This window comes from Actinotalea sp. JY-7876 (assembly GCF_014042015.1).
GTDB lineage: Bacteria > Actinomycetota > Actinomycetes > Actinomycetales > Cellulomonadaceae > Actinotalea.
Map to the genome: position 1 here is coordinate 2,310,655 of NZ_CP059493.1, position 18,897 is coordinate 2,329,551.

Here is an 18,897-nt window from a genome sequence, read left to right on the forward strand (position 1 = left end):
ACCACCAGGCGCTCGGCGAGCGTGCCGCCCCGACGACGTGTGAGGAGCCGGACGATGCCTGAGCGGGTGGCGGACCCGTCCGACGGGCAGCCCGCGCGGCCGGCGCCGGACGACGCGCTCTGGGCACCCCCGCCCGCCACGCCGCGCCCCGCCGGCGGGGCGGTGGACCTCGGGCTCGCGGGCTACGAGGACGTCGTCGAGATCGCCCGCGGCGGGGACAGCGTCGTGTACCGCGCGCGCCAGACGGCGCTGCGGCGTGACGTCGCCATCAAGGTGATCGACGTCGCGGACCCGGCGACGCTCGCGCGCTTCCAGCGCGAGCTCGAGATCACCGTCACGCTCGGGCGCCAGCACCCGCACATCGTCACGGTCCTCGACACCGCGACGACGCCCGACGGACGTGCCTGCCTCGTCATGGACTTCCACGACCTCGGGTCGCTGCACGAGCGCGTGCGCGCGCACGGCCCGCTGCCGCCGTCGGAGGTGGTGGCCGCCGGGACCGCCGTCGCGGACGCGCTGGCCTTCGCGCACGCGCACGGGGTCCTGCACCGCGACGTCAAGCCGCAGAACGTGCTCGTGCTGCCGACCTCGTACGTCCTGACGGACTTCGGGATCGCACGCCGTGCCGACTCCGGGCGCACCGCCTCGCTCGAGCGGTTCAGCTACCGGCACGCGTCGCCGCAGGTCCTCGACGGGCTCGAGCCGACGGAGGCCGACGACATCTGGTCGCTCGGGTCCACCCTCAGCACCCTGGTCCACGGTCGCGCGCCGTTCGCGAGCGACGACGAGCACGAGGACACCGCGCTCGGCTACCTGCGCCGCGTCCGCACGGGTCAGATGCGCCCGCAGGGACGCGACGACGTGCCAGCCGAGCTCGTCGCCGTCATCGAACGGTGCCTGCGCCCGGCGCGCGAGGACCGCTTCCCCGACGCGGCCGCGGTCCGCGACGCCCTCGCGGCGGTCCCCACCGAGTCCCGCTCGTGGGCACCGGCCTCCCCCTCGGGGACGGCCCGCGACGCGGCGGCCCCGCGCCCGGCCGCGGCGGCACCGGAGCACGGTGGACGGGACGGCGGGGGCCCGCCCGTGGCCCGGGCGCTCGCCCCGAGCGCCCTCGCCGCGGTCGACGTGGCCGGCGGGGGCCGGGCGGGCGCCGCCGGGGCCGGTGCGGGTTCCGCGCCGCCCGACGCGGACGGCGCGCCGACCGGCATGCTCGACGCCGATGCGGGACCCTCTCGCCCCGCCACGTCCGCCGGCGACGACGCGCCCGGGGGCGCCGACGGGGCGGTGGACGCGCGGCGGCGCCGCTGGCCGGCGCTCGTCGGCTTCGCCGCGGGAGCGGTGCTGCTCGGCAGCGGGATCGGCGTCGGCGTCGTCCTGCTGACGGCGCGCGACGCGCCACCCGCCACGGCGCCCGCTCCCCCGCCGACCGCGGTGCCGATCGAGCCGGACGAGGGCGACGACCTCGCGGAGGTCGACGAGGACCCGCTCGACATCGACCTGTCCGACCCGGCCTACGCCCCGACCGACCTCGTCCTGGTCGACCAGGGCACGAGCATCCACGCGAGCTGGGCCGACCCGACCGACGGCGGGATCGTCGTCGCCGTGGTGGACGTCACCGACGCGGCCGCCCCCGTGCCCCTCGAGAGCCTGGGTGCGGGGGTCACGGAGCGCGTCGTCGAGGGCGTCGACCCGAACGCCCCCACGGTGTGCCTCCAGCTCATCGGCATCGACGCCGGCGACCCTCAGCGCTTCGGCGCCTCCGCGCCCGCCTGCGTCACGCGCTGACCCGGCGCCCCGGCGCGGACCACCACCCGGCCGCGGGCTCCCCCGCGCCGCCGCAGCGGCCCCGGGTGCCACGTCCAGGCCGCGCGCGTCCGCCACGACGCCCGCCGGCGCACCGCGCGCTCGACCACGCGCGCGAGGCTCCACGCGTCGACCGCGTCGCGGTGGTCGGGGGCGGGCACCGCCTGCTCGGCGAACGCGGCGTGCTCGGCGAGCACCGCGAGCCGCGCCGCCGCCGAGCCCGGCTCGCCCTCACCGACGCGTGCCGCCACCTGCCGCGCGTCCGCGCCCGGCGGCAGCGCGACCCCGGCGAGCACGAGCACGTCCTCGACGTGCTGCCACGCACCCACGGCGCCGTGCCGGCGCAGCCGCCGCAGCCGGCGCGCCCGCAGGACCGCGGACACACCCGCGAGCACCACGACCGACGCGAGCACCGCGACCACCGCCATCGTGACGAGGAGCGCCGCACGCGGCCCCGGGACCGCGTCGGGCGGGCCGGGGACGGGCTCGGCGTCACCGGACTCCTCCGGCGCGGGGACCGCCGCGGGATCGGGGGGTTCGAGCTCCCCGTCGGTCGCGAGGTCGAGCGCGTCGGTCGCACGGTCGGCCGCCGTGCCGCTCGCCGCGGGGCTCGGGTCGAACGCGACCCACCCGGCCCCCGCGAGGTACACCTCGGGCCACACGTGCGCGTCCTCGCCCCGCACCACGACGGAGCCGTCCGTCGCAGGCTCCGGGAGCACGAACCCGAGCACGAGACGCGACGGCAGGCCGGCGGCCCGCGCGAGCACCGCGAACGAGCTCGCGAACTGCTCCGCCGTGCCGACCTGACCGCCCTGCTCGGGCTCCGCGAAGAGGAACTCGCGCACGCGTGCGTACGACGAGCCGGACACGGCGTCGGGCGCGAGCTCACGGTCGGCGCGCACGGTCTCCTCGATGAGGCGCGCCTGCACGAGGCGCGACGGCGCGTGCTGCGTCACGGTGCGCGCGTACGCGAGCACGTCGGCCGGGATGCGCGGGAGCTCGAGGTAGCGCGCGACCTCCGCGCCGCTCGGGACGCCCGCCGTCGCGAGGGTCGCAGCGGCCGGCTGGTCGACGTCGGCCGTCACCCGGTAGACGGACCCGGCGGCGAGCCCCTCGGGCGCCACGAGCGATCCCGTCTCGACGTCCCACAGCGCGCCCGGGACGGTGACCGAGACCGGCCGGCCGGCCGTGGGCAGCCAGGTCCCCGTCCCGAGGGCGGGACTCGCGAGCCCCGTGAGCTCCAGCGTCGCGTCCATCCGCCCGACCTCGGCCCCCGGGGGGAGCGAGGGTGACGCGACCGCGCCGACGGGGCGCAGGCTGGAGCCGGACCGCCAGGTCGCCCCGTCGAAGTCGGGGAGCACGACGAGCGACAGGCGCGGCGGCAGGGCACCGGTCGCGACCAGGAGCTCGCGATCGGGCTCGGCCGCCCAGACGGCGAGCTGCGGCAGCGGGTGCGTCGCGTCCACGCGCACCACGGGCGGCGTCACGTGCTCGCGCGGCTCGAAGGGCTCGCCGCGCGTGAGGGCGCCGCCCGCCGCCGTCGCGGACGCGGCCACGAGCACGGCGGCGAGGGCCGCCGGCGTCGCGGGCCGCCAGCGTCGTCGGGCGCGGCCCTCGGCCCTGCCGAGCGAGGCCGGGTCGCGACGCAGGTCCGGCGCGCCGTGCCCGTCGAGCAGCACCCACCCGGCAGCCGCGACGACGACGAGGAGGCCCGCGACGACGCCGTGCGGGTCCGCTCCCCCGGCGGTGAGCAGGAGCGCTGCCGCGTACAGCACGGCGCCGCCGACGAGCGGGCCGGCGCCGGGGGTCGCCCTCCGCGTCGCGGCCAGGGCGACGGCGAGCGAGACCAGCGCGACGAGCACGAGCACGGGCGCGACGTGGACGGGGGTCGGCTCCGCCGGGCGCGGCGCCGTGAGCAGGCGCGCGACCGCGTCCGCGAGCGGGCCGAGCGCCTCTCCGAGGGCGCTCGCCCGCCAGCCGCCGACGGCCGGGCCCGGGTCGCCGGCCACCCCGCGCACCGAGGTGACGGCGGCGACCAGCACGAGGGCGGTCGTCGCAGCGGCCACGGCCCACGCCGGCACGCTCAGCCGCGCCCCCAGGGCCACCGCCCCGAAGGGGAGGACGACGGCGGCCAGCAGGAGGAGGACGAGCACCGGCCCCGCCGTGAAGGCGGTCACGAGGGTCGTCGCCGCGACCGCGGGGACCAGTGCCGCCCAGGCGACGCGCGCGGCCCTCATCGGACCACCGCGAGCGACCACGCGGCCGTGACGTCCTCCGCGCGCGGGCCGCGCACCACCGTGGTGCCGCCGACGACGTCGACGACGCGGTCGGGCGCCGGGTCCACGACGAGCAGGGAGCCGTGCGGGGCGGCGTGCGCCCGCAGCGACAGGTCGCGCAGGTCGCTGCCGGCGCCGCACACGACCGCGAGCACGTCCGGGGCCGGGACCCCGACGGACGCGGCCACCGCGGCGGCCCGCCCTGTCGACGGGTCCAGCAGCGCGCAGGCCGTGAGCACCTCCTCGACCAGCGCGCCGGGTGCCCCCGACCCAGGCGGCCCCGCGGGCACGTCGTGCGTGAGGCGGCCGCTGGTGGTCAGGAGCCGCACCGGGCTGCCGGACGCGACGGCCCCGGCGACGAGCGACGCGGCGACGTCGACAGCCTCCTCGAACCCGTCGCCCGCGTACGCGGCGGCGTCGTCGTCCAGGAGCACCGTCAGGTGCGGCTGCGAGGGGTCCGCGTCCTCGCGGACCATGAGCGTGCCGACGCGCGCGCTGGTCGCCCAGTGCAGGCGCCGCAGGTCGTCCCCCGGCACGTACTCGCGGATCCCGACGAGGTCCGTCCCACCGTGCTCGACGCGCTCGTCGGCCCCGACGTGCCCGCGGCGCACGCCGGGCGGCGGCGCCTCGACGGGCAGGAGGCGCGGCAGCACCGTGACGGTGCGCTGCGCGCCGTGCGTCCTGCGGGAGCGCGCGAGCCCGGCGACGCCGCGGCGGTCGAGCACGAGCGGTCCGACGGACAGGACCCCCCGCCGCTGCGTGGGCACGTCCGAGCGCACCTCGACCGAGGCGCCCGGACGCAGCTGCGGGACGCGGACCGGCACCCTCGTGCCGCCGACCCGGTCCCACCCGGTGAGGCCGAGCGGCCACCAGGCGGAGGCGTTCGTCACGTGCGCGACGGCCGCTCCGGCACCCAGCCGTGGCACCCGCTCCGGCTCGACGCTGCGCTCGATCGCGAGGGGCGCGGGCAGCAGGACGGAGACGACGGCGACCGCCACCAGGAGCAGGAGGGCGAGCCCGAGGCCGACGAGCCCGCCGTACCCGGCGGCGAGCCCACCCCCGAGGCTCGCCGCACCGAGGCCGAGCACGACGAGGCCCCGGGCCGTGGGGCGGGCGCCGTCACGCACTCAGACCGCCGCGGGCCGGGGCGCGTCGACGCGTGCGACGACGTCGTCGAGGAGCTCGGCCGTGGTCGTGCCCGCGAGGACGGCCTCACGTGTCAGGACGAGCCGGTGCGACAGGACGGGCCGGACGAGCCGCTGGACGTCGCTCGGCACGACGAAGTGCCGCCCCTGGGCGGCCGCGTGCACCTGCGCGGCCGCCACGAGGGACCGGAGCGCGCGCGTGCTCGCACCGAGGCGCAGCCGGTGGTCGTCCCGGGTCGCGGCGCCGAGCTCGCGCACGTAGCGCAGGATCGGCTCGGCGACGTGCAGCCGGCGCAGCGCGCTGGTGAGCGCGGCGACCTCGTCCGGGGACGTCACCGTCGCGACGTCCTGCACCCGGCCCGCGGAGCTGCCGGGGCGCAGGATCTCGAGCTCGTGCTCGACGTCCGGGTACCCGATCGCGATCCGCAGCAGGAACCGGTCGAGCTGCGCCTCCGGGAGGCGGTAGGTGCCGTCGAGGTCGATGGGGTTCTGCGTCGCCACCACGAGGAACGGGTCCGGCACCACGTGCCCCACGCCGTCGACCGTCACCGTGCGCTCCGCCATGACCTCCAGCAGGGCGGACTGCGTCTTGGCCGCGGCACGGTTGATCTCGTCGGCGAGCAGGACGTTGCTGAAGACGGGGCCCGGGCGGAAGCGCACCTCGCCCGTCCCGGGCTCGAAGACGGACGTGCCGGTGACGTCGGTGGGCAGCAGGTCGGGGGTGAACTGGATGCGCCGCGACGAGCCGCCCAGGGCCGCCGCGAGCGCCCGCGCCAGCGTCGTCTTGCCCGTCCCGGGCACGTCCTCGAGCAGGACGTGCCCGGACGCGAAGAGCGCCACCGCGACGAGCTCGACGACGGCACGCTTGCCGTGCAGCGCGGACTCGACGGCGTCGACGACCTTCCCGTGCACGACGCGGAACCGCGCGATCGCCTGCTCGTCGAGCGGCTGGGGGGCGAGGGGCTCGGGCGTCATGGGCGGGTCTCCTCGATCGTGGGGCTGGTCGGGTGTGACGGTGGGACGACGACCGGGGCGACGTCGCAGCCGTCGGCCCGGTCGGAGGCGAGACCGCTCTGCACGCGCTCGCGCAGGCGCGCGGCCCGCAGCGCGCCCGCGGCGCCCAGCAGCACGACGCCCGCGGCGAGGAAGGGGCCGGGCTCGGGGCCGCCGGGCAGGCCCGGCACCGGCGTCCACGGCAGGGGCACGATCGTCGCGGTCCCAGCGTCGGGGTCGGTCGGCAGGCCCACGGGCTGGGTGCAGATGCCCGTGTTCGGGTCGCAGTAGGCCCAGCTGTTGCGCAGGGGGACCTCGCCCGGGACCGCCGCGGACGTCACGTCCAGACCCAGCGCGCGCACGCTCACGGTGACCGTCGACCCGCCCGGGAACTGCCCCAGCCACACCTCGCCGGAGGTCGCGCAGGGGATCGACCGCGACGACCCGCTCCCGGCGGTGCTCGTGACGACGAGCTCGCAGCCGCCCGTGTGCGCCGCCCAGCCGGCCGGCGGGGCGAGCCCGGCGCGCATCGGGATCTCCTGGTCGTACTGGCCCGGCGCCGCGAAGGTCACCCACGAGACCACGCCGTCGCCCGCACGCGGCGCGGGCGGCGGGGGCGGCGCGACCGCGGCGGTCGCCGTCGCGACGGGACCGGCGCCGGCGCCGTTGTGCGCGGTGACGCTCACCTGCAGCGCACCGCCGCTGGTGCACAGGGCCTGCCCCGCGCACGAGAACGTCAGCGTCGTGCCGCCGGCCGCCGGGAGGTCCCGCGCGCCGGAGGCGCCGCCGCCCGACCACTGCACGGCGTAGCGGGTCACGGGCGAGCCGTTGTCGGCGGCCGCGCCGAAGCCGACAGCGACCGTGAGGGTGTCGCCGCTGCGGCCCGTGACCTCCGCCGACACACCGGGCGGCGCCCCGGGTGGCCCGGCGACCGTGACGGCGTTGCTGGGCGCCGACGTCGCGGCCGCGCCGCCGAGCCAGGTCTGCACCACGAACCGCACGCCGGCGCCGGGCGCGACGTCCGTCAGCCGCACGGACGTCGCGGTGCCGACGTCGGTCCCCGCGTGGCCCTCCGGCGAGACGACGTAGCGGTCGGCGCCCGAGCTGGCGGCGGTCCAGGAGACGGTGACGCTGCCGTCGCCCGCCGCGGTCGCCACGACGCCGGTGGCCGCGGTGGGCGGCGACGGGGCGGCCGGGCACGCCTGCATGACGACGGGGCTGCTGCCGCCCGAGCGTGCGGTCGCACCGTCGAGCACGGCCTCGACCGTGAACGTCACGCGCGCCTCGCACTCGAGCCCGGTGACGGTGGCCTCGGTCGAGGACCCGTCGACCTCGACCGCGGGCACGGCCGCGCCGCCGCTCGCACGCACGACGAACGTGTCGGCCTGCGGCCCCTGCGGGCGCCACGTCACCTGCGCGGTGCCGTCCGCGGTCCGTGACGCGCGCACCTGGCCCGGGGCGAGCGGGGCCTGCGGCCCCGCGGTGGGCGGTGCCGTGGGTGGTGCCGTCGGCGACCCGGTGGGCTGCGGCGTCGTCGGCGGACCGGTCGGCGCGCCCGTGGGCGGGGCGGTCGGCGGGCCGGTGGGTGGCCCGGTGGGCAGGCCCGTGGGCGGGGCGGTCGGCGGGAGGGTCGAGGGGACCGTCGGGTCGTCGGCCCCCGGGCCGCCGGTCGGCGGGGTCGTCGGCTGCTCCCCCGGGACGGTGCCGCCGGCGTCCGGCAGCTCGGCGGCGTCGGGCGTGCCCGGCGAGGGCGGCAGCGACGGTTGGGGGCTGCTCGGTTGGGTGCTGCTCGGCTGGGTGCTGCTCGGCGGGGCCGTCACGGGCGGCGCGGCGACCGGGGGGCGGCTCGGGTCCTGCACCGGGGTGCGCCCGGGGCCGGTCTCGATCTCGCGCGTCGACCCGTCGGCCTCGACGACGACGGCGGCGGTCGCGGACTCGGAGTAGGCGACCAGACGGCCGTCGTCGACCACGAGCCGGGGGTTGAGCCCGCCGGGGACGATGATGTCGCGCGCCGCGCGCCGGCCGTCCGGCCCGAGCACGAGGACGTGCCCCGTGCCGTCGCAGGGCACGTAGACGCGGGACGCGAACACCGCGGGATTCGAGGGCCGGTGGCAGCCGAGCGCACCGACGTCCACGGCGAGCAGGGCACCCCCCGAGACCATGACCACCTCGGCGGCCGACGGCGCGGCCACCGGTGCCAGCGTCGACGGTGACGTCTCGGCGGGCAGCACCGCCCCGCTCAGGCCCGGGGCGGCCACGATGAGGTCGCGTCCCGCGCCGACCTGCGCCACCGTGCCGCCGTCCGGCGAGAACACCGTCACGCCGTCGGCGTGCGGCACCATGCGGCTCTGCGACCCCGCGCCGCGCAGCGGGCGGTCGCGCTCGACCGTGAAGCGGGCGGACGACGCCGACCACCGGAGCTCCTCGATCTCACCGTCGGTCGTGACGAGCCAGACGGTGCCCGCGTCGTCGACCACGGCGTCCGCGAGCGCGTCGGTGCGGTGCGGTGCCCCGAGGTCGCGCAGCGTGAGCGGGTCGACCGCGCGCACCGTGCCGGCCAGGTCGACGAGGAAGACGTTCCCGCCCCCGACGAGCACCGTGGTCCGGGTGGCGCCGGTCCCCCGCTGCCCGCCCGCGAGGAGCGTCGCGAGGTCGATGGTCGTGATGACGCCCGTGGCGTCGTCGTCCACCACGAGCATGCCGTCGCGCTGCGTGATCAGCAGCGACGCGCCGGAGCCGGCGACCTGGAGGCGGCGCTCGACCTCGCCGGTGGCGGGGTTGACCTGCAGCACCTGCCCGCTCGAGTCGTCCGGGAGCCACGTCGCCCCGTCGGACATGGTGACCGCGGTGCTCGCGACGCCGCTGCCGACCGCCGCGCCCAGGACGAGCGCGAGCCCCGTCACCGCGACGCCCGCCTCGACGAACCCGCCCTGACCGCCGCGCCGCCCCGCGCGACCCGCCCCGCGGCCGGCACGGCGCGCCAGGCGGCGCAGCACGCCGCCGGCGGGGCTCGTCAGGTTCCGCGTCATCGGACACCTTCCCGTTCGCTCGAGGGGGATAGTACGTGGACCACGCGCACCGCTCCCGCCGTGATCAGCAGGCCCCGCCCGGGTCCGGTCAGGGGCTCGTGAGTGTGCAGGGGAACGGACGCGGCCACCAGCCCCCCGTCGGCCATCTCGGGCGCCAGCAGGACGGCGCGCCGGCTCCGCCGGGCGGCCGCGACCGGACCGGCGACGTGCTGGCGCGCGCGGGCGTCGTCGGGGTCCGTCGCGACGACGACGGCGATCCCGAGCCCCCGGGCGGCGTCGACGAGGCGGGCGAGCGCCTCGGCGGCCGCGCGGCGCGCGTCGCCCGACTCCCAGCCCCGCTCCCACTCGTGGCAGTCGTCCAGCAGGACGAGCGACCACGTCCCTGCCGGGGAGGCCGCGAGGAGCTCGTCGACCCACGCGGCGACGGCGGCCGGGTCGTCGAGCACGAGGTCGACGTCGCGGGCGTCGGCCGCGCCCGCACGCGGACCGACGAGCACCGTGCGCACGGGCGGCCGCGAGGACCGGCGCGCGAGCTCGGCGAGGCCGAGCAGGAACGAGGTCCGGCCGCTGCCGCCGCGGCCCGTGACCAGCAGGGGCCCCTCGGCGAGGCGCAGGGTGACCGCCGACGCGAACTCGGCGTCGACGCCCAGGCACATCTCGTCGGCGACGGGCGCGGGCACGAGCCGGGCGGGCATGCGGGTCGGCATCGCGGGCACGACGACGGCCGGCGAGGCCGCGTAGCGCTGCCCGCACCGCTCCGCGAGCTCGGCGACGAGCCCGGCCTGCGCGGGCGTCCCCGCTCCGCCGATGCTCGCGACCTGGATCTCGTGGCGCCCGAGGAGGCCGCGACCCGGCGCCGAGTCGGCGTCGAGCACGCCGTCGGGCACGCCCAGCATCTGGTAGTCGTCGGGCGTCGTCATGCGGAGCACGAGGCGCTCGCCGAACGCCGCCTGCATCGCGCTCGGCACGCCCGTGCGGCGCGGCGTCGTCGCGGTGACGTGCACGCCGCAGCGACGCCCCTCCTGGAGCACCGTCACGAGCTGGTCGACGTGCGCGCGCCGCAGCGCGCCGCCCCCCTCGAGCTGCTCGAGCAGCGCAGGCAGGTTGTCCACGAGCAGGTGCACGCGCGGGATCAGCACGCCCTGGGCCTGGAGCGCCCCGAGGTCGGCCGCGCCCCGGGCCGCGAGCAGGCCGTTCCGCTCGACGACCGTGCGGTGCAGCATCCGGATGAGCCGCTGCACGCGCTCGGCGGCCTGCTCGACGACGACGGAGCCCACCGACGGCAGGGCGTCGAGCACGCTCAGCCCGCCGCCCCCGGCGTCGATCGCGTAGACGAGTGCGGGAGCCGCCTCCTCGCACACGGTCGCGGCGACGGCGACCGTGCGCAGGAGCTCCGTCTTGCCGCTGCCGGACGCGCCGAAGACCAGGACGTGGCCGGTGCGCGCGTAGTCGAGCACGAACGGCTCCTGCTGCTGGCGGGACGGGACGTCGACGAGCCCGACGACGAGGCGGCCCGGGGCCGGCTCGAAGGTCACCGCGTCGGGCGTGCTCCCCGGGACCGCCGCCTCGTCCCCGGCGTCGGGACCGACGACGACGCGGCCGTCCGGGCCGGCGGCGAGGGTGAGCTCGGTCGGCAGCGGCGGCAGCCACGGCCTGCGGGGCGCGGGGCGGCCCGAGCGGCGGTGCGCCGCACCGACCGTGCGCACGAGGCGCCCGAGGTCGGCCTCGGCGTGGACGCGCGCGGGCGCACCCGGGGCGCGGCCGTCGTCGTGCGCGTCGAAGGGCCCCAGGTCCCGCGCCGCGAACGGACGCACGTCCACGCGCGCGGCGGCGTCGCGCACCGGCTCGTGCGCCCCGACCCAGGCGACCTGGACGAGCTCGCGCGTGCCGTGGCCCGTGCGGCGCAGCCACGCACGCCCGGGCGTGCGCCGGGACAGGCGCACGGCGTCAGCGGTGTCGATGACGTCGGTCGAGTCCTCGGGCGACGCCATCCGCAGCGCGATCCGCAGGTCGGTGTTCGCCTTGATCTGCGGCGTCACGACGCCCGCGGGGCGCTGCGTCGCGAGCAGCAGGTGCATCCCGAGCGAGCGCCCCCGCTGCGCGATGCTGACCATCCCATCGACGAACTCGGGCACCTCGGCCAGGAGGGCGGCGAACTCGTCGACGCAGATGAGCATGCTCGGCGGCGCGGCCTCGGGGTGGTCCCGCTCCATGGCCAGCAGGTCCTTGGCCCCGTAGGCGGCCAGCAGGTGCTCGCGCGTCGTGAGCTCCGCCTGGAGCGAGACGAGCGCGCGCTGCACGAGCGCGGGCGTGAGGTCGGTGATGTAGCCGACGGTGTGCGGCAGGTCCGCGCACTCCCGGAACGCGGCGCCGCCCTTGTAGTCGACGAGGAGGAAGGTCATCCGGCTCGGCGGGTTGTTGAGCGCGAGCGAGCACAGCAGCGTCTGCAGCAGCTCGCTCTTGCCCGAGCCGGTGGTCCCCGCGACGAGCCCGTGCGGCCCGTCCTCACGCAGGTCGATCGTCACGACGCCGTCGGCGCCGGCCCCGATCTGCGCGCGCAGGCCGCGCGCGGCGGCCCAGCGGTCCAGCACCGCGCCGACGTCGTCGGGGTCGGCCAGGTCGGCACCGAGGTCGGGCAGCCGGACCTGCTCCGGGACCGCGCTGTCCGCCGGCACGACGGCGGCGTCGTCCTGGTACGCCGTCATGGTCCGGGCCGTGCGCCACGCGTCGACCAGGGGCAGCGCATCGGCCTGCCGGACCTCCTCGACGCCCCCGCGGTCGCGGCGCAGGAGGCGCCCGGCCGCCAGGTCGAGGACCACGCCCGTCGCCGCCGGCACCGTCGCGGGGTCGGGGCCGAGCCAGACGAGGTGCAGGCCACGCTCGGTGCCCTGCGCCGCGGCGGCCTCGAGCACGCGACGCGGGACGCCCGCCGCGTCGTCGACGAGGCAGACGGTGCGGGCGCGTCCCCGCTCCTCCGAGACCAGCAGGTCGAGCAGGTGCTGGCCCGGGCCGGCGCCCACGGCCACCGGCTCCGCGCCGCCCGCGCGCCGTCCGGTGTGGGGCAGCCAGCGCAGCCACGTCTCCACGTGCGTGCGGTCGACGCCGAGCACAGCGGCGAAGGTGAGGTCCGTCGGCGAGTGCTGGGCCGCGAGCCGCAGGACCAGGGCGCGCACGGTGGCGTCGACGTCGTCCCGCGGGCCCGTGACGGCCACGAGGCCGTGGTCCCCCAGGGGCACGGGCACCGGGAGGTCCGCGAGCGTCGCGCGCCCGCCCACCTCGCGCAGCGCGAGCTCGCGCTGCGTGCGGTCGCCGCCGCGGGCGACGCTCGCGGTGACCACCGCGGGCCGCGGGCCCCGGCCGCCCCCGACGCGCAGGAAGTCGGGGTCGTCCACCTGGCGCGCCCACAGGCTCGGGTGCCGCTCCCGGACGCGGGCGCGCAGGACGTCCAGGCGCGGCTCGTCCTCGTCCGCGTGGCTGCGCTGGAGCTCGGCCGCAGCGTCGAGCGCGACGAGCACCTCGTCGACCTCCGTGCGCCACACGCGCAGCTCCGCGGCGTGGTCGGCCCTCTGCCGTCGCCGCTGGACCAGGTGGGTGGCGAGCATCATGACCGGGAACCCGATCATGAACAGGAGCGAGAACGGGCTCCGCGACATCGCGAACATCCCGCCGCCGAGCAGGACGGGCATGAGCATCATCGGCCACGGCAGCGGCTGCGGCTCGGGCGCCGCCGGTGGTGCGGGGACCTCGACCTCGTCCGCGACCAGCGGCTCGCCGAAGCGCGGCGGGCGCAGGACCGACACGGCCGGGCCACCGGGCGCCGACGAGTCGGCGGGCTCGAGGACGACCACGCTCTCGCCGAGCACGATCCGCTCCCCCCACGCCGCCGGCTGAGGGCGGGAGACCTCGACGTCGCCCACCCGGGTGCCGTGGGCCGAGCCCTCGTCGACGACCACCGGGCGTCCGACGAGCAGCACCCGGGCGTGCACGCGCGAGACGGCGGGGTCCGTGAGGACGAGCGTGCAGGTCGGCGCCCGTCCGATGGTCAGGGCGTCCCCCTCGACGCGCACCTGCCGGCCCGCGTCCGGACCCGCGACGACCCGGGCGACCGCGCGCGCCCGGCGCCGGTGGGCGGGGCGCGTGAGCCACTCGCGCGTGACGACGGCGACCTCGACCATGTCGCCGGTGCGCAGGTCGCTCTCCGTCAGCAGCAGGTCGGCACCCCACGGGGCGCCGTCCGTCACGGGGGCGAGGAGCGTCCCCGACGTCGGACCCGCGAGGTGCTCGCCGAGCGCCGCGGCGAGGTCGGCCACGCGCGCGTCGGGCCGCGCGTCGACGACGACGTCGACGGGCCGCAGGCCGCTCTCGCGCGAGGGCCGGACGCTGATCCGCCACATGAGGTGCTCCGCTCGGGTGCTGGGGCTGGTGCGTGGTGCTGGTGCGTGGTGCTGGGGCTGGTGCGTGGTGCTCGACGGGACGCGGTGTGCCGAGGCCGCCGGACGGACCGGCGGCCTCGGCGCGGGCGTCAGCTGGAGGCGCGCTCCTGGTCGTCGGCCTGGGCGGAGAGCGTCGCCGCGTTCTCCTGCAGGGCCTGGACCACGCGCTGGAGCGCGGGCACGTACTGGCCCTGCCAGTCACTCGTGAAGCGCTGCGCGTCCGGGCCGTACCAGGGCGTCGCCTCGAGCTGCTGCGTCAGGCGCGCCGTGATCTGCGTGATGCTGTCCGCGTCGACGTTCATGATCCGGACGAGGTCGCGGGCGGCGGTGATGTCCATGCCGAGGACGTTGCTCATGGTCTGTCTCCTTGTTCGGTGAAGGTCCCGCCGGAGGCTCCGGCTGTCGTGGGGTCGTGCACCGCGCGGGCCGGGCGGCCCGCGCGACCGGCCTCAGCGGGCCGTGGCCTGCCCCGGGGTGCCCCCGGGACGGACGTGCGTGGTCGGGCGGTCGAGACCGCCGCCCGTGGCGAGGGCGGTGTCGGCCTGCGTCGCGGTGCCGTCGGGGGCGTCGTCGGCGTCGGCGCCCGGACCGCGCGCCGCGCGCAGCGCGCCGAGGGTCGCGGCACCGAGCCCCGCGAGGCCGAGCGGTGCCGCCGCGAGCGCCGGGCTCACGCCCGAGCCGGCGTCCTGGGGTGCCATCAGGCCGGCGCTCGTGCCGGTGCCCGGGTCGGCGCCGGCGGCCGCGACGGCGTCGAGGCCGCCCCGCGTGCCGAGCGCGCTGGCGCTGACGGGCGGGTCGCCCGCGGCGATCACCGGACCACCGGACGCGCCGTCGAGGCTGCCCGGGCCCGGGCCGACCGGTGCCACCGCGGCACCGCCCGAGCTCCCGGTGCCGCCGACGCTCCCGGCGCCGTCCGTCCACCCCGGGCCTGCGAGACCCGCCGGGACACCTCCGCCGGCGGAGGTCCCGCCGGCGCCGAGCCCACCGCCGGCGAGCGCTCCGCCGCCCACGGCCCCGCCGCCCAGCGCCCCGCCCGGGACGGGCGCCGCCGACGCGGCGCTCCCCGCCGGGACCGGCGCGCTCACCTGCGAACCACCGCCGACCGCTCCGCCGCCGGTCGCCCCCGCCGTCGGCATCCCGATCCCCTGCGGCGCGGTGATCGTCACCTGCACCCCGCTCGCGCCGCCACCGGCGCCCTGGGCGCTGATGGCGGCCGACGGCGCCACCAGGCGCGGCGCGACGACGGCCGACTGCGTCGGGTAGACCGTCGGCGTCCACGACCCGGCGGGCAGCGCGACGCGCACGACGTCGCCGCTGACCTCCTTCTGCTGCTTCGAGGCCAGCGCGAGGACCTGGGCGAACGTGCGCAGGTACTTCCCGGTCGTCTGCACCCACGGGATGACGACACCCTTGAGGTAGGCGGCGAAGGCCGCGGCCCACCCGGTCCACGACATGGCCTCGAGGGCCGCGACCACGATCTTCAGCGCGACGACGACGTCGTCCGCGAAGTCGGCCGCCTCGTTCGTGCGCCGCGCGAGCGTGTCGAGCCCGTCGACGTCTGCTCCCTGGAACATCGCGCCTACCTCCGGTCGGTCGTGCCGCTGCTGCTGACGAGGACGCTAGGGACGCGGGACGCGCAGGCCCAGGGCCCGGCGGGTGGAAGGTTCCGCCTCGTCGGCGCGGGCCGCGTGCCCCGGGAGGTCACCGGCTGGCCTCGTCCTGCAGGTCGGCACGCCGCTTGAGCTCGGCGGCGTTCTCCCGCAGGTTGTCGGTCGCCGCGGCGAGCTCGGGACGCAGGGACCCCTCCCACTCGCCGGCGAAGCGCTGTGCATCCGCGCCCACCCACGTGACCTGCGCGAGCATCGCGCTGACCTGGCCCACCATGGACTTCAGGCTCGCCGCGCCGTCGTCCATCCGGCGCGAGGCCTCACGGCTGTACTCGGGGTCGATGCCGTAGAACTGCGACTTGTCGTACATGGCGTCCTCCTGAGGTCCGGGAGCCCGGGGCGGGCTGGTCCGGACGCTAGGCAGGACGCGCGGGCGCGAGCCAGGCTCGCGGGGGTGGAAGGTTCCGCCGCGTCAGGCGCGGTCGGCGCCCTCGACGGGCCGATCGGGCTGCAGGCCGTCGCCGCGTGCTCGTGCCTGCTCGACGAGCGCGAGGTCGGCGGCCGTGACGAGGCGCACCTCGGCCGCCCGGCGCCCGACGGCGAAGCGCACGTTCTGCACGCGCCCCGCGGTCTGGGTGAAGGGGTCGTCGTCCGGCCCGAAGGCCATGCGCGCGACGGACCGGATCGCGTCGTCGACGCGCTGCGCGCGCTCGAGGTTCCAGGCGTGCCCGCGCCAGTGCAGGATGCGCTCGAAGATCTCGCGGTTGGACGCCGGACGCGGGTAGTCGTCGGCGCCGACCAGCCACGGCTCCGCGAGCGCCAGGGCGACGTACCACTCGCGGGACCAGCGTTCCAGGTGCGGCGCGGGGGCGGTGGCCGCACCGTCCGGGTCGGGCTCGGCGACGCCCGGCAGCGGCACCACGGCCGCCGGCTCGGGGATGCTCACGTCGACGACGAGCACGAGGTCCGTGTACCTGTCGGGCGCCGTCTGCCGGCCACGGAGCAGCAGGACGTGGTTCTCGCCCTCGTCCAGGAGCGCCGCCATCCCGTCCGCCAGGGCGACGCGCCGCGCACCGCCCGGGGCGTCGAAGAGGCTCGAGAGCTGGGCCTCCGTGGAGCCGTGCCAGCGCAGTCGCACGACCTCCTCGCCGACGACGATCTCCCCGACCACGCGGGAGACGTGCGGCGCGACGCGCGGAAGGGCCAGCGCGGTGCGCCGCAGCTCGGCGTCGGGGTCCTCGTCCGGCAGCGCCCCGTGCGGCGCCCGGCCCACGAGCAGGCTCTCGCCGGAGCCGAGCACCACCGTCGGCACCCCTACCCCGCGCAACGTCACCCTGAGCACGTTCCCCCTCGCCCTGCGGTCCGGTACCCCGCCCCGGCGACGGGACGAGCCGGTCCACCGTGCCACGTCACGGCGGCGACGGCGCGGGCCGTCCGGGTGGTCGGCGCGTCGCGCGGCCGGCGGGGACGCACGGGCCCGCTCCGCAGGACCTGCGAACTCGCTCGCCGGGCGGCCGCACCCGTTGCGAGGATGCGCGCCATGCTCACACCGGCTCCTGGCTCGGCGTGGCCCACCAGGGCGTCGGCACCGGGACGCTGATGCGCCGGCTCGTGGTCGGCCTCGCGTTCGACGAGCTCGGCGCACTGGCGTGCGAGTCGGGGTACGTCGTCGGCAACCACGCCTCGGCGGCGGTCAGCCGCAAGGTCGGGTACGTGGAGAACGGCCGCCGGCGCACCGTGCAGCACACCGGGAACGGCACGGTCGGCGTCGAGGAGCAGCACGTCGTGGTGAGGCCGGAGACCTACGTGCGCCCGGACGGGCCGGTCACGGTCGCCGGCGCCCAGGCGCTGCGGCGCTTCCTGGGCATCGAGCGGTCGTCGCCCGTCAGATGAGGACGGCGCCCTTCGAGGCGGACTGCACGAGCTTGGCGTACTTGGCCAGCACGCCGCGCGTGTAGGTGGGCGCCAGCGGCGCCCAGCCGACCGCGCGCTCGGCCAGCTCCGCCTCGTCGACCAGCACGTCGAGGGTGCCGTTCGCGACGTCGAGGCGGATCCGGTCACCGTCCCGCACGAAGGCGATCGGGCCGGCGTCGACCGCCTCGGGCGCGACGTGACCGACGCACAGGCCCGTCGTGCCGCCCGAGAACCGGCCGTCGGTCAGCAGGAGGACGTCCTTGCCCAGGCCCGCACCCTTGATGGCACCGGTGATGGCGAGCATCTCGCGCATGCCCGGGCCACCCTTGGGGCCCTCGTAGCGGATCACGACGACGTCGCCGGCGACGATGGTGCCGTCCTCGAGGGCGTCCATGGCGGCGCGCTCGCGCTCGAAGACGCGCGCGGTGCCCTCGAACACGTCGGAGTCGAAGCCGGCGCTCTTGACGACCGCGCCCTCCGGGGCGAGCGAGCCGTGCAGGATCGTGATGCCGCCGGTGCGGTGGATCGGGTTGTCCAGCGCGCGCAGGATCTTGCCGTCGGGGTCCGGCGGGGCCACGTCGGCGAGGTTCTCGGCCACGGTCTTGCCGGTCACCGTGAGGCAGTCACCGTGCAGCAGGTCGGCGTCGAGCAGCGCCTTCATGATCACCGGCACGCCACCGATGCGGTCCACGTCGTTCATGACGTACCGGCCGAACGGCTTGAGATCACCCAGGTGCGGGACCCGCGCCGCGACCCGCTGGAAGTCGCCGAGCGTGAGGTCGACCTCGGCCTCGTGCGCGATGGCGAGCAGGTGGAGCACCGCGTTGGTCGAGCCACCGAAGGCCATGACGACGGCGATGGCGTTCTCGAACGCCTCCTTGGTCATGATCTGGCGCGCGGTGATGCCCCGGCGCAGCAGCTCCACGACCGCCTCGCCCGAGCGCTGGGCGAACATGTCGCGCCGGCGGTCGGCGGACGGCGGCGCGGCCGAGCCCGGCAGGGACATGCCCATCGCCTCGGCGACCGAGGCCATCGTGTTCGCGGTGTACATGCCGCCGCACGCACCCTCACCCGGGCAGATCGCGCGCTCGATGCGGTCGACGTCGTCGCGGCTCATCAGGCCGCGCGCGCACGCACCGACGGCCTCGAAGGCGTCGATGATCGTCACGTCCTTCTCGGTGCCGTCCGAGAGCTTGACCCAGCCCGGCGCGATGGAGCCGGCGTAGAGGAACACCGACGCCAGGTCCAGGCGCGCCGCGGCCATGAGCATGCCCGGCAGGGACTTGTCGCAGCCCGCCAGCAGCACGGAGCCGTCGAGCCGCTCGGCCTGCATGACGGTCTCGACGGAGTCGGCGATGATGTCGCGGCTCACGAGCGAGAAGTGCATGCCCTCGTGGCCCATGGAGATGCCGTCGGAGACGGAGATCGTGCCGAACTCCAGCGGGTAGCCGCCGCCGGCGTGCACGCCGTTCTTCACGGCCTTCGCGAGGCGGTCGAGCGACAGGTTGCAGGGCGTGATCTCGTTCCACGAGCTCGCGACGCCGATCTGCGGCTTGACCCAGTCGTCGTCGCCCATGCCGACGGCCCGCAGCATCCCGCGGGAGGCGGTGGCCTCGAGCCCGTCGGTGACCTGACGACTGCGGGGCTTGATGTCGGCGCCGGGCGCGGGGGTCTGACTCATGCTGCGGATTCTAGGC

Annotated in this window: 12 protein-coding genes; 2 read left to right on the forward strand and 10 right to left on the reverse strand. The window is 77.7% G+C overall.

All coding sequences use genetic code 11. The features are described from left to right. Positions 1-54: 54 nt before the first annotated feature. The gene (locus tag H2O74_RS10810) at positions 55-1,785 is read left to right on the forward strand and encodes a serine/threonine-protein kinase (RefSeq protein ID WP_182111591.1); all 1,731 of its coding nucleotides are present in this window, start codon (positions 55-57) and stop codon (positions 1,783-1,785) included. Here the strand turns inward: H2O74_RS10810 and H2O74_RS10815 are convergent. From H2O74_RS10815 to H2O74_RS10855, 9 genes are all read right to left on the reverse strand, one after another. Next, positions 1,743-4,040, reverse strand: a complete 2,298-nt coding sequence (locus tag H2O74_RS10815) for a transglutaminase domain-containing protein (RefSeq protein ID WP_182111592.1) — start codon at positions 4,038-4,040, stop codon at positions 1,743-1,745. The two genes, H2O74_RS10810 and H2O74_RS10815, sit on opposite strands and share 43 nt — an antisense overlap. Further along, positions 4,037-5,206, reverse strand: a complete 1,170-nt coding sequence (locus H2O74_RS10820; RefSeq protein WP_220457951.1) for a DUF58 domain-containing protein — start codon at positions 5,204-5,206, stop codon at positions 4,037-4,039. The genes H2O74_RS10815 and H2O74_RS10820 overlap by 4 nt, the downstream gene beginning before the upstream one ends. Further along, entirely contained in the window at positions 5,207-6,199 is a 993-nt protein-coding gene (locus tag H2O74_RS10825; protein WP_182111593.1) for a MoxR family ATPase, read from the reverse strand. Then, on the reverse strand, positions 6,196-9,246 hold the full coding sequence (locus tag H2O74_RS10830) for a fibronectin type III domain-containing protein (RefSeq protein ID WP_182111594.1): 3,051 nt from the start codon (positions 9,244-9,246) through the stop codon (positions 6,196-6,198). The genes H2O74_RS10825 and H2O74_RS10830 overlap by 4 nt, the downstream gene beginning before the upstream one ends. Continuing rightward, on the reverse strand, positions 9,243-13,640 hold the full coding sequence (locus H2O74_RS10835) for an FtsK/SpoIIIE domain-containing protein (protein WP_182111595.1): 4,398 nt from the start codon (positions 13,638-13,640) through the stop codon (positions 9,243-9,245). Before H2O74_RS10835 ends, H2O74_RS10830 begins: the two co-directional genes overlap by 4 nt. Positions 13,641-13,768: 128 nt before the next feature. Then, complete coding sequence (locus H2O74_RS10840) at positions 13,769-14,035, reverse strand: hypothetical protein (protein WP_182111596.1); 267 nt, start codon at positions 14,033-14,035, stop codon at positions 13,769-13,771. Positions 14,036-14,128: 93 nt separating this feature from the next. Continuing rightward, positions 14,129-15,253 (reverse strand): hypothetical protein, encoded by a 1,125-nt coding sequence (locus tag H2O74_RS10845; protein WP_182111597.1) that lies wholly within the window; start codon positions 15,251-15,253, stop codon positions 14,129-14,131. 127 nt (positions 15,254-15,380) lie between these two features. Next, positions 15,381-15,656: a WXG100 family type VII secretion target gene (locus H2O74_RS10850; protein WP_182111598.1), complete on the reverse strand. Its 276-nt coding sequence runs from the start codon at positions 15,654-15,656 to the stop codon at positions 15,381-15,383. Positions 15,657-15,758: 102 nt separating this feature from the next. Next, positions 15,759-16,619 carry a hypothetical protein gene (locus tag H2O74_RS10855; protein WP_255491565.1) on the reverse strand — a complete coding sequence of 287 codons (861 nt, stop codon included), beginning with the start codon at positions 16,617-16,619 and terminating at the stop codon, positions 15,759-15,761. 68 nt (positions 16,620-16,687) lie between these two features. Here H2O74_RS10855 and H2O74_RS10860 point away from each other — a divergent pair, with 68 nt between their 5' ends. Then, entirely contained in the window at positions 16,688-17,179 is a 492-nt protein-coding gene (locus tag H2O74_RS10860) for a GNAT family N-acetyltransferase (protein WP_370525730.1), read from the forward strand. Here the strand turns inward: H2O74_RS10860 and ilvD are convergent. Further along, positions 17,172-18,881 (reverse strand): dihydroxy-acid dehydratase, encoded by a 1,710-nt coding sequence (ilvD, locus tag H2O74_RS10865; protein ID WP_182111601.1) that lies wholly within the window; start codon positions 18,879-18,881, stop codon positions 17,172-17,174. The genes H2O74_RS10860 and ilvD overlap by 8 nt on opposite strands. Positions 18,882-18,897 lie beyond the last annotated feature (16 nt).

Bases quoted from the DNA above. Each gene is read 5' to 3' on its own strand.
- H2O74_RS10850 (WP_182111598.1), bottom strand. From the start codon at position 15,656: ATGTACGACAAGTCGCAGTTCTACGGCATCGACCCCGAGTACAGCCGT.
- H2O74_RS10835 (WP_182111595.1), bottom strand. From the start codon at position 13,640: ATGTGGCGGATCAGCGTCCGGCCCTCGCGCGAGAGCGGCCTGCGGCCC.
- H2O74_RS10825 (WP_182111593.1), bottom strand. From the start codon at position 6,199: ATGACGCCCGAGCCCCTCGCCCCCCAGCCGCTCGACGAGCAGGCGATC.
- ilvD (WP_182111601.1), bottom strand. From the start codon at position 18,881: ATGAGTCAGACCCCCGCGCCCGGCGCCGACATCAAGCCCCGCAGTCGT.
- H2O74_RS10845 (WP_182111597.1), bottom strand. From the start codon at position 15,253: ATGTTCCAGGGAGCAGACGTCGACGGGCTCGACACGCTCGCGCGGCGC.
- H2O74_RS10815 (WP_182111592.1), bottom strand. From the start codon at position 4,040: ATGAGGGCCGCGCGCGTCGCCTGGGCGGCACTGGTCCCCGCGGTCGCG.
- H2O74_RS10830 (WP_182111594.1), bottom strand. From the start codon at position 9,246: ATGACGCGGAACCTGACGAGCCCCGCCGGCGGCGTGCTGCGCCGCCTG.
- H2O74_RS10840 (WP_182111596.1), bottom strand. From the start codon at position 14,035: ATGAGCAACGTCCTCGGCATGGACATCACCGCCGCCCGCGACCTCGTC.
- H2O74_RS10810 (WP_182111591.1), top strand. From the start codon at position 55: ATGCCTGAGCGGGTGGCGGACCCGTCCGACGGGCAGCCCGCGCGGCCG.